Origin of the sequence: Rhizobium sp. Root708, assembly GCF_001429725.1 — a bacterium.
GTDB lineage: Bacteria > Pseudomonadota > Alphaproteobacteria > Rhizobiales > Rhizobiaceae > Rhizobium.
Map to the genome: position 1 here is coordinate 44,465 of NZ_LMHV01000044.1, position 14,935 is coordinate 59,399.

Here is a 14,935-nt window from a genome sequence, read left to right on the forward strand (position 1 = left end):
CGCATTTGACGTCGTCTAAGTATATGTTTTCAACCGCCCCGGCATTGCCCCGTGAAAAATGCCGAGACATGATGCATGATCAGTCTGCGACATTACGCTACGCAGCGACGCAGATCGAATACAGTCAGGCCTCGTCAGGTGCCGAGTGCGCCGATGTCAAAACCGGCAGCCGGGGCGAGCATGTCAAAAAATCCCGTATTATGCAATCGGATACTAACAATGCGCGGCGGAAGTCGCGGCGGACCGTTGCTATGCTCGATTTTTGCGCCTAAAGAAAATCCCGTCAATTGACATCTTGTCTCAATGTTGGTAGCAATTACGAGATGACGACGCGCCGCCTGGAGGGGTGCCGCGTTAGGGCTGCGGCGGTTCGCCCGGCCATGTTGAGGAGGCAACGATCATGACGACTGGCGACGCGCGTGTACTGGCATCAGACTTCATATTTCTGGAAGCGCCTCGATGGCATCAAGGCGCGTTGTGGGTCGCCGACGTCTTTGACGGCGTTCTCTACAAGGTGGATATGGATGGGTCGAAAGAGGTTGTCCTATCACAGTTGCCGCCGCGGCCAAACAGCATCAATTTCCTTCCTGATGGCACGCCTCTGGTGGTTTCCTCTGTTGCGCGCCAGATCAATCGGATTGTTGATGGTCGCCTGGAAGTTTACGTCGATCTCTCGCAACACGCGACAGGCGACCTTAACGACTTCGCCATCGATGACGCCGGGCGCCTCTATGTTGGCAATTTCGGCTATGACATTTTTGCAGGCGAGGCGATCAGACTGACGGACATCCACGTCGTCGAACCGGGTGGTGACGTAAAGTCTGCGGCAAGTGACCTGGAGTTCCCGAATGGCACGGCCATCATAAATGGGGGGCGAACGCTTGTCGTCGCCGAAACCTGGTGTGGGAAGCTGACGGCATATGACCGCGATCCCCGCTCGGGAACCCTTTCCAATCGACGGTTGTTTGCCGACGTCAGCGGACGTCATCCCGACGGTATCTGTGCCGACAGGGAGGGGGCCATCTGGTTGCCGTCCTTCAATACCGGTGAAGTGCTGCGTATCCTCGAAGGAGGCCAGATCACCGACCGCCTGCAATTCAACGGAAGTGCGATCGCGTGTCAGTTGGGAGGCCCCGACGGCAAAACCTTGTTCTGTACCACCTATGACGGGACATTGGAGGAGCAGCGGGACAGGAAGCGGCTTGGGCTTATCAATACCGTGCGCGTGGATATTCCCCGCGAATAAATGTTCAAACGAAATTGTTCGCACCACCGCCACACGGCTGGTGTTAGACGTTGGAGAAGATGATGACGAGCCCCGTAAGCTATGATTTTGCCGGCAAGACAGTTTTCATTACTGGCGCCGGAAGCGGTATCGGTCGCGCCGCCGCCTTGGCGTTTGCCGCCGCAGGTGCTGCCGTGGCGGTGGTTGATGTCAATTCCTCCGCAGCGTCCGAAACAGTCAGGCAAATTGAAAGTGCGGGCGGTCGAGCGCGAGCAATCGTATGCGACGTGACGCAAGACGCTCAGGTCGCCTCGGCGGTCCAAGAGACAATCTCGGCGCTCGGGGGGCTGGATTTTGCCTTCAACAACGCTGGCATCGAGCAGGGCGTGGTCCCGTTGACGGAGGTAACAGAGGACCTGTTTGACCGCCTCTTCGCCATCAATGTCAAAGGCGTCTATTTGTGCATGAAGTACCAGATTCCGGTCATGACCAAACGAGGTGGTGGCGTCATCATCAACACGGCGTCGACGGCGGGTGTTCTGTCTATCCGCAACCAGGGCTCTTATTGCGCGACCAAGTATGCCGTCGTCGCCCTGAGCAAATCGACAGCGCTCGAAGTGGCAGAACATCGCATCCGCATCAACGCTCTCTGCCCAGGCATCACCGACACGCCGATGATCGAGCGCGTATCGGGCGGCACAGACGAGGGACGGAAGAGATTGATTGGACAGGAGCCTGTCGGGCGGTTTGCAAAGCCCGACGAGATGGCGCGCGCCGCCATGTGGCTGTGCTCGAACGACGGCGCTTTCATTACCGGTGCAGCACTTAATATCGACGGCGGGCAAAGTGCCGGTATCGGCTGATCCGCAATCAGATGAAGTTGACCTGCAACATCGAGCGAAAATGACGATGATATCTCTTGACTTGAATTCGGCGGTCGTGCCGGTCTCCGGGGGCGCTTCCGGTATCGGCCTTTCAATCTGCCGGGCGCTGCGGGCCGAAGGCGCCAAGCCTGTTCTTCTCGATGTTGACAAGGGTCAACTCGAAAAGGCGCTGGAAGAACTCTATCCCAACCAGACGCATTCCCGCTTTGGTTACCTGGTCGATGTCAGCGACATGGTCGCCGTCGACGCCGCTTTCGCGCAAATTCATCACGACCATGGTCCGGTCACCCATGCGGTCGCCAACGCCGGCATCGTTTGGCGCGGAAACCTTCTTGATATGCCGGAGGAGAATTGGAAACGGGTGATCGACATCAATGTCAATGGTGTCCTCCATGTCTGTCGAGCAGCAGCCCGCCACATGGTCGACAACAATGGCGGTGCCATCCTGACCATGGCGTCCATCGGTGGGATCCTCTCCAAGCCTGAGCGTGCTGCCTACACGACGTCAAAGGCGGCAATTGTGCAGATGACGCGTGCCATGGCACTCGATTTCGCCGCGCACAACATCCGCGTCAATTGTATCGCGCCCGGGCTGATCAAGACGCCCATCCAGGAGGCGCAGGCTAGAGCCTATGGTGAGGGTTTTGTGACGCAGCTAGCAGCCCGCGCAGCAATGCGCCGGCTTGGGGAACCCGAGGAAATCGCCAAGGTGGCGTTGTTCCTGCTCTCGCATATGGCGAGCTACGTGACCGGAGAGACGGTGGTGGTGGATGGGGGGCTGAGCATCCACTACGCCTAGGGCCTGGCAACGATCCGGCGGGGGTCCTCCCAGCTCGCCGGCATGCCAGGCCCCTACTTCTGGAACCGTCGGGTCCGCTCGTTTTCGAGTAGCTCCGGAAAGAAACGCAAGGTAGCGACGATGATCAACCTGCCCACCAGCGCATTTGCCGAGGCCTTCCTCGGAACGAGCTTTCAAATATCGTACGTGGTTCGGGATCTGGAAGCATCGATGCGCCTGTTCACCGACAAACTTCAGACGGGACCGTTTGTGGTCATCGAAGATGCCGCTTCCGACCGGCTGATCGAATATCGTGGAGCCCAGAGCAAGGTGGAGATGTCGCTCGCGTTTAGCTACGCCAACGATGTGCAGATCGAGCTCATTTCGGTTCATAGTAACGGCTCGTCGCCATGGGCTGACTTCCTCAAGGAAGGTCGCGAGGGTTTGCACCATCTCGGCTTCTGGCCGGAACACTATGAGGAGAGTTGCAAGAAGCTGGAGGCGATTGGTTTTGCTCGCGAGTGTGCGATCAAGACCTCGGACGGCGCCATTAGTTCAATCTACTTCAAAGCCCCTTCATCGCTGGGTCACTTCATCGAGCTTGCGCCCAATACAGCCGGACGGGTTCGTTACTTCCAGGGGATCAAGGCGCTTTGCCAGACGTGGAATGGCGAGCGTCCTGTCCGTCGCTACAGGACACGTGAAGAATATCTTTCATCTGTTGACTGCGCTGCGACGCCAGCGGGATGATTATGGAAACGGGAGGGATATTCATGGACGAAATTGAAGGACTTGGCGAGGCTGTCATCCGCACGATCGCAATGCCCGCCGACACAAATCCTTCCGGCGACATCTTCGGGGGATGGTTGATGGCGCAGATGGACCTCGCGGCCGGTAACATGGCCGCTCGCGTTGCGCGCGGGCGCTCGGCGACTGTGGCTGTGGAGGCTATGTCATTCATGCGTCCCGTAAAGGTGGGTGACGAAGTCTCGCTCTTCGCCCGTCTTGATGCTACCGGACGAACCTCGATGCGCATCTTTGTACAGGCGTGGCGTCGCGATCGCTATGGTGAACATCGTGAACAGGTAACGCACGCGACCTTCACCTTCGTCGCTCTTGACGAGAAGGGCAAGCCCAGACCGCTATAGCTCCGGGAATCATCAAGGCCATGCCAATGCAAGAAAACAGTTCTGATTCCTGTAAAAAATGCTATAATATGAGATAAATTTGATCGGCTGGCACTTCAACTAGGAGGTGTTGCAGTCCGCCAAGGCGGCCTCTGCCCTACGATCGTTTCGGGAGGAATGAATGTTAAGAAGCTTGTTGGTAACCCGGGATTTCGTCGCAGGTTGTCTGTTCGTGGTCCTTGGCCTTGCGTTCCTATGGGGCGGATTCCAGTATAGTTTTGGCACGGTGAAACAAATGGGACCGGGATACTTTCCCGTCGTCCTTGCGTTGCTCCTCATCGCGCTTGGGTTCATTGTCGCGCTCAAGGGTTTTGTCGCGACAGGCGAACCGATCTCCGGTCTGAATGTCAGAGGCATCGTATTCGTCCTCGGTGCGACGTTGGCTTTCGGCCTGCTGATGCGACCGGCTGGGTTGCTGATTTCCGTATTCGTGCTCGCGGCCATTGGAGCAATCGCGAGCGCGCAGTCCAAGATCAAGGGCGCCGCCCTTCTTGCCGCGGGCTTGTCGGCCTTCTGCGTCCTTGGTTTTTGCTACGCGCTAGGAATGCCGTTTGCGGTGTTCGGCTATTGGTTCAGGTAGGAGGAAGACATTGGATCTCCTGACAAATCTAACCATTGGCTTCGAAGCCGTGTTGACGCCGGTCAATCTCGGCTATTGCTTCCTGGGTGTTTTTCTCGGCACGCTGATCGGTGTATTGCCTGGTCTCGGTCCGATGCCGACAATCGCGATGTTGCTGCCCGTCACCTTTGCGTTGTCGCCTGTTACGGCGCTGATCATGCTGTCCGGGATTTACTACGGCGCGCAGTACGGGGGGTCGACGACAGCAATCTTGATCAATCTGCCGGGCGAGTCTTCGTCTGTGGTGACGGCGCTCGATGGTTACCAGATGGCGCGCAAGGGCAGAGCCGGGGTGGCCTTGGCAACGGCGGCAGTCGGCTCATTCTTCGCGGGCACTGTCGCGACATTCGTACTTGTACTCGTTGCGACTCCCCTCGCCCATATGGCCTTGAAATTTGGTCCCGCTGAGTACTTTTCGATGATGTGCCTTGGCCTCGTCGCTTCATGTGTGCTGGCACGCGGCTCTCTCATCAAGGCGATCGGGATGATCGTCCTTGGATTGCTCCTCGGACTGGTCGGGACTGACGTGACGACAGGCGCGCTTCGCTATACGCTCGGCATTCCCGACCTCGAAGATGGGATCGATTTGGTCATCGTGGCGATGGGCATGTTTGGGCTGAGCGAGATCATCCGAAACCTCGAGCACGCTGAACACAGGGAAACGGTTGTCACCAAGGTCTCCGGGCTACGGCTCGGCTTGCAGGATCTCAAGCAGATGGCGATGCCGGTGCTGCGCGGAACTGCTCTCGGATCAATCCTCGGCGTGCTTCCGGGAGGTGGCGCCATGCTCTCGTCCTTCGCCTCCTATGCACTTGAGAAAAAGATTGCCAAGAGGCCTCAAGAGTTCGGTCATGGTGCCATTCAGGGCGTTGCCGGCCCGGAAAGCGCAAACAACGCTGGCGCGCAGACGTCATTCATCCCCATGCTGACCCTGGGCATTCCGTCGAACCCGCTCATGGCTTTGATGATGGGAGCGCTTGTCATTCAGGGCATCCAGCCGGGACCCACGGTCATGACCGAACAACCGGAGTTGTTTTGGGGGGTGATCGTATCCATGTGGATCGGCAACCTGTTTCTCGTGATCCTCAATCTGCCGCTGATCGGCATTTGGGTGAGGTTGCTGACCGTGCCTTATCACGTGCTCTTCCCCGCCGTTCTGGTCTTTTGCGGGATCGGTGTCTACAGCCTTGGAAACTCGGGCTTCGACGTCGGACTGCTCGCACTTTTCGGTTTGGTTGGTTACATATTTGCAAAGCTCGATTGCGAACCCGCCCCGTTGATACTGGGCTTTATGCTCGGTCCAATGATGGAGGAGAACCTTCGCCGCGCGATGCTGTTATCTCATGGCAACGCGCTTGTGTTCGTCGAGCGGCCGATCAGTGCGGTTCTTCTGGTTCTGGCGCTCGCCTCGGTATTGCTGATTGCATTGCCGAGCCTGCGACGCACGCGCGAAGTCGCGTTTACCGAAGATTGAAGGTGTCAAGGAAGAGATAAATCCAATCTGTATGTCAAGGGAGGAACTATGACCTACATTGCAAAGAAACTCGCCGCTGGCGTTTGCGCTGGTGCACTCTTGGCTCTCGCCGGGCCGTCCTATGCTGACGATTACCCGTCCCGGGCGATTGAGGTAATCGTCCCGCTGTCAGCCGGCGGCGTCAGTGATATTGCAGCGCGCAAACTGGCCCCGGTGTTCAGTCAGGTACTTGGCGTTCCTGTGGTCATCGAAAACCAGCCCGGTGCGGGTGCGACGCTCGGAACCGCCGCCGCCGCAAAGGCAGAGCCGGACGGCTACACTATGGTCCTGGCTGCCGCCTCTGCCTTCTCCATTAACCCGCATCTTCGAAAGAGCCTGGCTTACGACCCAGTCAAGAGTTTCGAGCCGGTGTGTCGAATTGGCGGATCTCCGAGCGTGCTGGTGGCAAATCCATCGCTGCAGGTAAAGACGTTGCCCGAGTTGCTGGACAAAGCAAAGGCCGAGACCCTCTCCTTCGCTTCGGCGGGTCCGGGTACGCCGAGCCATCTGGCGCAGGAGCTCCTCAAGGCGCGGACAAAAATCGAGATCATGCATGTCCCCTACAAGGGCACCTCCCAAGCTGTAACGGATACGATCGGCGATCATGTGCCCCTGTTGTTCGAATCACCAGGTCCGCTGCTCGGGGCTATCCGTGCGAAAGAGTTGGTGGGTCTTGGCGTCATGAGCCCGAAGAGGCTTCCGTCGATGCCGGATGTGCCGACATTCGAAGAGCTGGGCTACAAAGACATGGAGCTGATCGGTTGGATCGGTTTTGCGGTGCCGGCCTCCACGCCCCCTGACGTGGTGGATAAGCTTGAAGCAGCGTGCAAGACGGCAGTCACGTCGCCAGACTTCCAAAAGCTTGCCGACGATCAGGGACTTCTTGTCGCCTATGCGCCACACGAGGAGTTTCGCAAGCATATCGAAAGCGAGCTGAAGAAATGGGGTGACCTGATCCAGCAATCCGGCCTTCAGCCTGAATAGATCGGAATCTGTGAAGCAGGTCTTCGGACCTGCTTCCGCCCCGAAGGCAATCCCGTGCACCATCTCAAGTCCAAACGTCGCTCTGACTGCGTCAGCGTGTTTTCATTCGCGGCAACCGATAACCGCCTTCGCACTCACTTCAGATTTACCCCCTAGGACAAGATGATGTTCAACTCTTTTCGAAGCCATGCACCAAGGCGATCACCGCCTTCACAAAAGAGGCTCGCTGTCCCGTGCGTGCAAACTTTCGAGCAGCGCCACTTCACCGGCGACAACGATACGACGCGTTCCATAGGGCTTGGCGTCGTCTGCAGCCATCGCGCGCGCGATCGTGGGTCCTTCTGCCGCTGACGGTCGAAGTTGAGTGGCCGTGGACCCCCGATTAGACCGGCTGCTTCGTCTGGACCACGCCGGCCCCCGCTCCTACCGTCTCGGAATCCGCCGAAACGTCTACCCTTTACATCGGGGTGTAATGGCGTGACAGCTGGATCACGAGTGCGCAAGGATCTGTGTGTCAGGCGGGCTAAGCTGTTAGCCCGCCGCGTACAAAACGCGGGCTGGAAGGGTCAAGCCCCGAGGTCACGTCAAGCTGAAGGGTTAAGTCACTGGCAGAGCATCTTGCCGTTATCAAGCACTGTTTCGCCGTTGCGGCTACTCATCGCCTTGAAGGAACCATCCTTCCAAGCTTCTATAACGAGGCTGTCGCCTGGGAAGAAGGGGGCCGAGAAGCGCATCTCAGTGGCTCGGAGGCGGGCGGGGTCATCGTGCGCGAGCAATCTCATCAACACCTGGACGGCGATGCCCGCCACGCACATGCCATGCAAGATCGGCCGCTCGAAGCCGGATTCTCGGGCCATTTCGGGGTCGGCGTGCAAGGCGAAAAGATCGCCGTTCAACCGGTAAACCAGCGCCTGATCCAAATTCGTCGCAACCTCGACGCGGAAATCGGGGTCGGTGCGTGGCAGCGCGTGCGGCGCGGGAAGTGGCGTCGTATCGCCGCCAAATCCGCCTTGGCCGCGCAAGACATGGACTTGTGTCAATGTCGCGTAGCGTTCTCCCGTCCCGGCATGTTCAATGACCCTTTCGGAAACGGCCATTGCGTGTTTTCCCTCGCCCCGATCGACAAGCTTCACCAGCTTTGTCTTCCCGATCACCTCCCCTGCTGCAGGCAGGGGTTTGTGCCATTCGACGGACTGCATGCCATGAAGGACACGAGTAGGGTCGATTGTTGTGTCCGGTCGAACAAGCCAGAAACCGGGATAGCCGAGCACCAGTGCCATGGAAGGCAGCACCAGCTGGGCGTCGCCTTTCAAAGGATCGACAAATGCCAGACGATGCTCATCCAATGGATCATGGCCCATGCCGACCGACAGCGCATAAAACGCGCTGTCTTTGGCGGTGTAAGTCTGGTGGATATCCTCGACCTTGTAGGACAAAAGATGCTTAGCGTCGATCGCCATGAGTTCAGCCTCTCGAGGGAGCTTCGAAGAGCGAAACCACGCATGCCGCCTCTTCAAAGCCATAAAAGCCGCCGCCATTTTCGCAAAGTCCGATGCGGGCGCCTTCCACCTGGCGCTGGCCGGCTTCGCCGCGCAGCTGCGTTACAATTTCATTGACCTGGATTGCCCCCGTAGCACCGATGGGATGCCCCTTCGACAGCAGCCCACCAGAAACGTTGATCGGGATACGCCCGCCGAGCCGCGTTGCGCCGCTTTCGGCCAGAGGGCCACCTTCTCCATACGGGGCAAAACCGCAATGTTCGCTCTGCATGATTTCGGCAAATGCCGTGGCATCGTGAAGCTCAGCAACGGATACGTCGGAGGGGCCCAAGCCGGCGAGCGCGTAGGCGCGGTTGGCGGCCGTCCTTGTCAAATGCTTGTCCAGTTCATCCGGCTTCCGGTTGCTACCACTACTGACCGCCACGGCCCGAATGCCAACCGCCCGTTTGCGATCAAAACGGTCCATGGCGCGTTCCGAAACCACCACCAGCGCTGCCGCACCGTCGCTCATCGGCGCGCACATGGCACGCGTCATCGGATATGAGATCAACTTGTCAGCGAGCACCTGCTCACGATCCATCGGCGTGCGGTACTGCGCAAGTTCGTTCCATTGCGAATGCCAGTGGTTCTTGGCGGCAACTTCGGCAATCTGTTCCTCAGTGGTGCCAAAGCGATGCATATGGTAGCGCGCCATTGCAGAATAGATGTCCATAAACACGGACCGCTGACCTGTCAGGTTCAAGGCCTTCTCTGGCAATGGAAGATCTTCACCAATCGCCAGCAGAGCTTGCATTTGCTGATCGGCGAGCTCCCGATCCCAGCTGCCCTTGAACGCATCGAACATCTGCTGTTCCTTGTCGCGGAAGTTCATTTTTTCCGCCCCGACTACCAGAACAACGTCGTGAATTCCCGAGCGGACGGCCGCCCAGGCTTGTGCAAGCCCCGAGCTCGAGCTCGCGCATGCATTGTCAGTATTGAAGATTGGAATATTTTCGAAGCCGTAAGCGCGCAGCACGGTTTGGCCACGGATGTTGTGCTGACCTTCCAGCACGCCGAGCCGCGTGTTACAGAACCATGCGGCCTCGATCGCATCAAGTCCAATACCAGCATCAGCCAAAGCGACGTCTATCGCGCGCGCGGAAAGCTGCTTGACGCTCTGATCCCAGTGCTTTCCAAGGGGGGTCATTCCAATTCCGGTAATGTAGGCTTCGGTCATTGTCTCATCCTCTCCTAGTAGCGGCCGCCCGTCACATGCAGCACGTCGCCGCTGATGTAGCCTGCCCGTTCCGACACAAGAAATGCGACCGCGTCGGCGACGTCTTCAGGCTCTCCAACACGCGGTATCGGCGTCGTTTTTTCCGCATTTTCCTTGATCTTTTCCCAATGTGGCAGGGACCTGATCATGTCCGTATTGATGATCCCGGGCGCGACCGCATTGACTGTGATGTAATTACGTCCGGCCTCCAGCGACATCGCACGTGTGAAGCCGATGATCCCAGCCTTGGCGGCCGAGTAGTTGGCTTGGCCGGGATTGCCGAGGTGGGCACGCGACGATATGTTGACAATGCGACCCCACTTGCGCTCATTCATATGCGGCAGCACGGCCTTGGTGCAGTTGAACGAGCCCTTCAAGATCACATCGACGACGATGTCCCAATCTGCTTCGGACATTTTCGTGATGCGCATGTCGCGCGTTAGGCCCGCATTGTTGACAAGGATGTCGATTGAACCGAAGGCTGCGACAGTCTCATCGACCATCGCATTGACATCAGCCTCCTTGACCACATCGACCTTGATCGCCTTTGCCTTGCCTCCATCCCTGCGCAACGCTTCAGCTTGTCTTTCTGCATTTTCCAAATTGATGTCAGCTACGACAACATTGGCGCCTTCGGCGACCAGTCTCGCCGCGATCGCCGCACCGATACCGTTTCCCGCGCCCGTGACGATCGCGGTCCTACCCGTCAAGCTCAATTCCATCTCAGATCTCCTTGCCCTGTGGCCCGGTTGTCGACCGGGTCCTCAATTCTTCAAAAGCACCAAGCCGTCTACCGCGACCACCCCCTCGCCCTTCGCCTTGACGAAGAGCGGGTTGATCTCCGCATCGGCGACCGTGTCGAGACCTGCCAGTTGCGAGATCTGGACAATTGCCTCTGCGAGCGCATCGCAATCTCCCTCCGGCAGCCCGCGATAGCCGCGGATGGTCGCCAGCCCGCGGACTTCGGCGATCATCTCGTGAGCCTCTTCTAGCGTTGCAGGTGCCAGTCGGATGGCCGCGTCCTTGTAGATTTCGGCGAGGATGCCGCCGACGCCGAGCACGACAACGGGGCCCACTTCGGGGTCTTGTCTGACGCCGAGTATGACCTCCGCCAGGGCGCCACGCTCCATCTGCTGGACGAGAAAGCCCTCTATTTTGGCTTGGGGATGTTTCTTGCCGACACGCTCGCTGATCGTTTGGATAGCCTGAGTGAGTTCTTCGGCATTGCCGATGTTCAAGACCACGCCACCGGCGTCCGTCTTGTGGGGCACATCAGCCGACAGGATCTTGGCAACCACCGGAAAGCGGAGATCGGCTGCATCGCCCGCGGCTGTTAGCGTCCTCGACGCTGCGGTTGAGATGCCGATCGACTTGAAAATCTCGCCGGCGTCAGCCTCATTTGGCTTTCGTCCGCCCAATGCGGCAATGACCTTCTTTACGGGTTCCAACAAAGCTTCATCCGGCTCCGGGCGCAGAATCGGAGGCTTCCAATTCGCCCAGGCATTAACCGCATCCGCACAGGTTTCGGGGGTCCTGAAGCCCGCAATGCCTGCATCGGCCAATTGATCAAGGCCATCTTTTGCATGCGGCGCAATGAACACGGCCAGCGGCTTACCATGCTTGTCTGCCTCGACGAGAGGACCGACGGTGATCTCAGGCTGGAACTGAGCGGAGCTGCCGGCGATCGCGACCAACATGTCGCAGTGATCAGAGGCGAGCAGCGCTCCGGCGACCGCACTATAAACTTCAGTCTTGGTTCCTGCCAAAGTCAAGTCGGTCAGTCGACCGCGCGGAATAGTGATGTTCTTTTCGGCCAGATCATGGACGATCGATTCAGGTGGTGCAACAACGTCGACGCCGAGAGTGCCCAGCCGGTCAACCACAGTCGCTGCGCCGCCGCCGGTCGTGGTCATGACCGCGACGCGATGGGTTGACGAAGGTCTTTGCCCTTTCAGCATCGCCGGAAGCTCGAACAATGTCTCCAGGCAGTCGACCCTGAGAATGCCGTTTGCCTGAAAGAATGCGTTGGCAACCTCGTCGCCTCCTGCCATCGCTCCGGTGTGCGATGCTGCTAGGTCGCGGCCCACGTCAGATCGGCCGAGCTTGTAAGCGATGATCGGCTTACCCTTCTCCACGGCACGCCGGGCGGCTTTCGCAAGCTTTGGCGCCATCCGGAAGGTCTCAAGGAACAACAAGATCGCGCCGGTCTCCGGATCATCGACCAGCCATTCGGCGATTTCGCCGACGGACAAATCGCATTCATTGCCAATCGAGACGATTTTCGAAAAGCCGACGCCACGTCCAAGACCGCGAGACATCAAGCCGCCGGTCATGCTGCCAGACTGCGAAATGATCGCGAGCGAGCCCGCCACGATATCGAGTTTCTCTACAGCGGCGTTGATCGACAACGCACAGGATGGCTTGCTGCTATAAATTCCGCTGCAGTTGGGCCCCAGGAGGCGCACGCCACCAGCGCGCGCCGTGCGCAGCATCTCGTCCTGGATGCGACGTCCCTCGTCACCTGTTTCAGCAAAACCGTCGGTAAAGATCGTGGCGATCGGAACCTGCTTCCTGGCGCATTGCTCAATAGCCTCCGGTACCGCGGCTCGCGGCACCATGATGAACGCGTGATCGACTGCGACCGGTACATCGAGCAGGGACGGATAGGCGCGATCGCCGCCCACCTCGTCTCGGTTTGGGTTGATTGGGATGATCGTGCCCTCGTACCCGTGCTTGCGAAGCGTACGCTGCGGTCGCGATGTATGTTTCTTCTGGTCGGCCGAGGCACCGATCAATGCAATGGTGCGCGGAGAAAACAGAGCTTCGAACTGCCGCTTCTCGTGTGAGTTCACGGTGATCCTCCCTATGTTGTGATTTTGAGGTGCTACGTCCGCCGGAGCGGTTCCATTAAGATATGTCACAGTGTGGGACTTTTTGCAAATCCTTATCTGTGCATGATTGCTGTTAGCCCGAGCATTTTAGGAGAACGACTGGCCGGGAATTGCTTCAATTTCGATAGCGCCCTGGCAATGCCCGTTTGACGTCAACCGCCTGCTCATGGTCGCGCCACGGGGCTAAGACAGTTTGCGACCGACGTCCGAAGCAAGACGCGCATCGATGGTGTCGGACCGTTTCGCCGCAACTGACGAACGGCGAAGCCAGGTGATGATCTCGCCGACGACCCCGCGGCGGAAGAGCAAGACGCACGCCGCAAACACGGCTCCTTGCGCCACCAAAACCCACTCGCCGAGGAACGCGAAATAATAGATCAGTCCGAAGACGATAAATGCACCAAGGATCGGGCCGTAAAGCGTTCCCATGCCACCAATCAGAACCATGAGCAGTGCCTGGCCCGACATCGACCAGTGAACGTCCGTTAGGTTTGCGCTTTGGGTAACGACTGCTTTCAAACTCCCCGCCAGCCCAGCCAAGGCGCCCGAAATGACAAAGGCTGTCAGCTTGTAGCGGTTTGCCTTGAAGCCCAGGGATAAGGCCCGTGGCTCATTGTCCCGGACCGCCTTTAGAACCTCGCCAAACGGTGAGTTGACGACGCGGCCGATAGCAAACACGGTGACAAGAAACACTGCCGAGACGATCACGTAAAGGACCGTCGGATCTGACAGCGGGAAGACCCCGAGAAAGTTTGATAATGGGACATTCTGGATACCATCCTCGCCATGCGAGAACGGTGCGCGCAGGATCAGAAAATAGATCATCTGTGCGATACCCATGGTGATCATCGCGAAGTAGATACCTTGGCGGCGAAGTGCGACCAATCCGACCAGATATGAGAGAGCCCCCGCCATCATCACCCCGGCAATCACCGCTAGTTCGGTAGGAACCTGCCACGCTGAGCTAAGATAGGCGACGGTATAGGAACCGGCACCCAGAAACATCGCATGTCCGAACGACAGAAGACCGACGCAAGACACAAGGAAGCCCACCGACAGCGCGTAGATTGCAAAGCACAATGCCTGCAAGACCGTGAACTTGTAGATGAGGAAGAAAGCCGCAAGCAGTCCGACGGCGAGCATGAGCCCTGTCGCCTTCACCCCTGAAGGGGTTACGTCGAAGATCTCATCGTTTTCTGCGGCATTCTTCGGGCTGTTCACGGTCCATCCGAACAGACCGGCTGGGCGAACGATCAAGATAAGAACCATCAACACGAAAATCGCAAGAGAGGAGGCCTCGTGGTAGAAGTAAGCAACGACACCTTCCAAAAGCCCGACAATGAAACCGGTGATGATGCTTCCCGAGATCGACCCCATGCCGCCGATGACCACTACCGCGAAGACGACGACGATCAGGTCATTGCCCATGAAGGCTTGTGGCTGATAGATCGGGGCTGCGAGGACGCCCGCAAGACCGGCAAGCGCCACGCTGACAGAATAGGTCAGTGTCACCAGCAAAGGAACCTTGATGCCGAACGTCCGGACGATCTCTGGATTTTCCGTGGAGGCCCGAAGATAGGCTCCAAGCTTGGTCTTTTGAATACAAAACCAGGTCGCGCCGCAGATAAAGACGGCAAAGCCGAGAACCCACAGACGATAATAAGGGGCGACCATGAACGGCAGACGAAGCCCGCCTCGCAATTCCGGCGGCGGCGAGTAGGGTAGCGCCACGAGACCGAAGAAGGCCTGAAACAGCCCCTGGATCATCATCGAAAGCCCGATGCACAAAAGCATGCCGTATAGCGCGTTCAGTCCGGCGACGCGCGACAGCAAGAACCGCTCGACGACGTAGCCCGAGAAGCCGACAAGCACCGGTGCTATACCAAGGGCCCACCAATAGCCAAGACCAAGATGCTGAAGCAACAGCACTGTGGCGAATGCACCCAGCATGTATTGCACGCCGTGAAGGAAATTGACGATGTGAAGCATGCCAAAAATGACGGCAAGCCCAAGGCTAAGCAGAGCGTAAAATCCCCCGTTCATCAGACCTAGGAAAAGGTACGAGAAAAAGAGATTGAGGGAGAAGCCGTCCATGGTTCG

At 58.2% G+C, this 14,935-nt stretch carries 13 protein-coding genes; 8 read left to right on the plus strand and 5 right to left on the minus strand.

Annotated elements, in window-relative coordinates; genetic code table 11:
* Positions 1-400: 400 nt before the first annotated feature.
* The 8 genes from ASE04_RS28435 (at position 401) to ASE04_RS28470 (ending at position 7,190) form a co-directional block, all read left to right on the plus strand.
* Positions 401-1,246, plus strand: a complete 846-nt coding sequence (locus ASE04_RS28435) for an SMP-30/gluconolactonase/LRE family protein (protein ID WP_056825951.1) — start codon at positions 401-403, stop codon at positions 1,244-1,246.
* A 62-nt stretch (positions 1,247-1,308) separates the two neighbouring features.
* Positions 1,309-2,088, plus strand: a complete 780-nt coding sequence (locus ASE04_RS28440; RefSeq protein WP_056825953.1) for a glucose 1-dehydrogenase — start codon at positions 1,309-1,311, stop codon at positions 2,086-2,088.
* A gap of 46 nt (positions 2,089-2,134) precedes the next feature.
* Positions 2,135-2,908, plus strand: coding sequence for an SDR family NAD(P)-dependent oxidoreductase (locus ASE04_RS28445; protein WP_056825955.1), 774 nt, complete (start codon positions 2,135-2,137; stop codon positions 2,906-2,908).
* Positions 2,909-3,028: 120 nt separating this feature from the next.
* Positions 3,029-3,637 carry a VOC family protein gene (locus ASE04_RS28450; protein WP_056825957.1) on the plus strand — a complete coding sequence of 203 codons (609 nt, stop codon included), beginning with the start codon at positions 3,029-3,031 and terminating at the stop codon, positions 3,635-3,637.
* A 23-nt stretch (positions 3,638-3,660) separates the two neighbouring features.
* Positions 3,661-4,035: an acyl-CoA thioesterase gene (locus tag ASE04_RS28455; RefSeq protein WP_056825959.1), complete on the plus strand. Its 375-nt coding sequence runs from the start codon at positions 3,661-3,663 to the stop codon at positions 4,033-4,035.
* 160 nt (positions 4,036-4,195) lie between these two features.
* Positions 4,196-4,654, plus strand: coding sequence for a tripartite tricarboxylate transporter TctB family protein (locus ASE04_RS28460; protein ID WP_082597534.1), 459 nt, complete (start codon positions 4,196-4,198; stop codon positions 4,652-4,654).
* Positions 4,655-4,664: 10 nt separating this feature from the next.
* The gene (locus ASE04_RS28465) at positions 4,665-6,167 is read left to right on the plus strand and encodes a tripartite tricarboxylate transporter permease (protein ID WP_056825962.1); all 1,503 of its coding nucleotides are present in this window, start codon (positions 4,665-4,667) and stop codon (positions 6,165-6,167) included.
* A 48-nt stretch (positions 6,168-6,215) separates the two neighbouring features.
* Positions 6,216-7,190: a Bug family tripartite tricarboxylate transporter substrate binding protein gene (locus tag ASE04_RS28470; protein ID WP_056825964.1), complete on the plus strand. Its 975-nt coding sequence runs from the start codon at positions 6,216-6,218 to the stop codon at positions 7,188-7,190.
* A gap of 602 nt (positions 7,191-7,792) precedes the next feature.
* Here the strand turns inward: ASE04_RS28470 and ASE04_RS28475 are convergent.
* The 5 genes from ASE04_RS28475 to ASE04_RS28495 form a co-directional block, all read right to left on the minus strand.
* Entirely contained in the window at positions 7,793-8,650 is an 858-nt protein-coding gene (locus ASE04_RS28475) for a MaoC/PaaZ C-terminal domain-containing protein (protein WP_056825966.1), read from the minus strand.
* Positions 8,651-8,654: 4 nt separating this feature from the next.
* A complete protein-coding gene (locus ASE04_RS28480) occupies positions 8,655-9,905 on the minus strand; it encodes a thiolase family protein (RefSeq protein ID WP_056825968.1) in 1,251 nt (416 codons plus the stop codon).
* 14 nt (positions 9,906-9,919) lie between these two features.
* Positions 9,920-10,666, minus strand: coding sequence for a 3-oxoacyl-ACP reductase FabG (fabG, locus tag ASE04_RS28485; protein WP_056825971.1), 747 nt, complete (start codon positions 10,664-10,666; stop codon positions 9,920-9,922).
* Between the two features lie 42 nt (positions 10,667-10,708).
* Positions 10,709-12,796: an acetate--CoA ligase family protein gene (locus tag ASE04_RS28490; RefSeq protein ID WP_056825974.1), complete on the minus strand. Its 2,088-nt coding sequence runs from the start codon at positions 12,794-12,796 to the stop codon at positions 10,709-10,711.
* A gap of 222 nt (positions 12,797-13,018) precedes the next feature.
* On the minus strand, positions 13,019-14,929 hold the full coding sequence (locus ASE04_RS28495; protein WP_056825976.1) for an ABC transporter permease: 1,911 nt from the start codon (positions 14,927-14,929) through the stop codon (positions 13,019-13,021).
* Between the last annotated feature and the right edge of the window lie 6 nt (positions 14,930-14,935).